The organism is Microvirga sp. P4_G7 (genome assembly GCF_056401005.1).
In genome coordinates this window covers 1-559 of sequence record NZ_JBFUKD010001177.1, presented here as the reverse complement: position 1 = coordinate 559, position 559 = coordinate 1, and the positions used below count along the sequence as shown (strand labels likewise).

Annotated in this window: 2 protein-coding genes; both read left to right on the top strand. The window is 60.5% G+C overall.

Annotated elements, in window-relative coordinates:
* A partial coding sequence (locus AC1DT3_RS23735; protein WP_477467596.1) for a winged helix-turn-helix domain-containing protein occupies positions 1 to 166 on the top strand: 166 nt, incomplete at its 5' end.
* A gap of 66 nt (positions 167 to 232) precedes the next feature.
* The coding region (locus AC1DT3_RS23730) for a hypothetical protein (protein WP_477467595.1) at positions 233 to 559 on the top strand (327 nt) is incomplete at its 3' end.

The following is a 559-nucleotide window of genomic DNA, read 5'->3' as shown; positions in this document are numbered from 1 at the left end:
GACCAAGACCCAGATCTTCAACGCCATCTACGGCATCTATTCCAACGACGTCGAAGAGAGCGTCATCGAAGGTCACGTCAGCAAGCTGCGCAAAAAGCTGCGCAGCAAACTCGGCCATGATCCCATCGAAGCCAAACGCTATATCGGGTACACATACGCCGGATAGGCGCATCAGTAGAGCCGCGTTGTCGCAATTCGGCAGGTTGCGATACGCGTTCATTGGAGAACGCGAATGAGCGGTTCTGTATTCCTCATCGGGTCGGCGACCCGCGAGCGCGTCGACCGTCGTGTCTGCTGCGCCGTCATTCTGTCGGCCGTCCTCGGCTTGAGCGGTTGCAACGGAACCGAAGCGCTCTATGAATCCGGTCCCTGGCGGCGGCCCCAGGTCGTCGTCGAAGGTCCACCGCTCTACGCTCCGCCGAGCAATCAGATCCTCGTGGAGTGGGCTTCAACACCGGCTCCCGCGTCATTGCCGGCGCGTCAAAGACCCGCTGTCTCGAAATCAGCGACCGAGCAGATGGAGCCGCTCGGCTTCAAGAACCGCCGTGCACAGTGCACA